The organism is Demequina muriae (assembly GCF_030418295.1).
GTDB classification, from domain to species: domain Bacteria; phylum Actinomycetota; class Actinomycetes; order Actinomycetales; family Demequinaceae; genus Demequina; species Demequina muriae.
Genome location: NZ_JAUHQA010000009.1, coordinates 1 through 824, shown reverse-complemented (window position 1 = coordinate 824; position 824 = coordinate 1). Strand labels below are relative to the sequence as shown.

General features: G+C 58.3%; 1 protein-coding gene. It reads right to left on the bottom strand.

Features of this window, described 5'->3' with window-relative positions:
• Positions 1–10 precede the first annotated feature (10 nt).
• Entirely contained in the window at positions 11–364 is a 354-nt protein-coding gene (locus QQX02_RS13090) for a hypothetical protein (RefSeq protein ID WP_301143796.1), read from the bottom strand.
• Positions 365–824: the final 460 nt, after the last annotated feature.

Genomic DNA, 824 nt, shown 5'->3' with positions numbered 1-824 from the left:
GGTAGTTCTGCTACTTGTTTGGTTGATCCATGTGCAGCGCCTGCATGTATTGGACGGCCAGTGCTGGATCGATGGCGGCCATCTTGTTCAAGGCGGCCCATCGCTCATCGTCGGTTTGAGCCAGGAGCAGCACGCCCGCCAAGCGCTTCACTTCCTGCTGCTGTTGCTGCTCCTGTTCCTGTTGCGCCTGGAATGCCTGCTGTTGCCTTAGGGCCTCTTGCGCTTGCTGTATCTCGATGTTGCGCATCCGCGCGGCTTGCCCCTCTGCATAGCCGCGCTGGAACGACCCCACTATGTCCGGATGCTGTAGCTGGACCTGCTGAGCGAACAAGCGGCTGCATGTAAGAAGCATGGCCGCAGCCATCGCCAGCCTAGCCATGACCGTTACTCGGTTGAGCAAAGGGGTCTTTAGTTCCCTCTTGGCCCGTGAACGGGTTGATGTTCGGCTTGCTTGACCAGTTGTTTGTTCTAGTGCCGTCCGGAGCTGTCTGATAGTGCGGCTGGACGTAGGTGCCGTCCTTCTTGACGGACCCGTTGTGGTGGACTGGCGCTCGATAGATAGGCGCGCCTGGAGCTTTGGGTACCTTATCCGGCTTGTAGTGCTGTGCTGACGCCACAAGCGAGAATGACATAAGCACTGCCGCTATCGGTAGCTTCTTCATGTTTACCCCCTGGATGCTGGTACTACAGGTCTCCGCTCCGCTGCACGGCGCGGCCGATGATATATATGTCTTCGGCGCTTTCCCGATCCACTACCTCATCCGGATACATGCGTTTGTCCGGGTTTTCGCTCATGACGATGAGCGAGCCATCCACGCCCCAGC

Bases quoted from the DNA above. Each gene is read 5' to 3' on its own strand.
- QQX02_RS13090 (WP_301143796.1), bottom strand. From the start codon at position 364: ATGGCTGCGGCCATGCTTCTTACATGCAGCCGCTTGTTCGCTCAGCAG.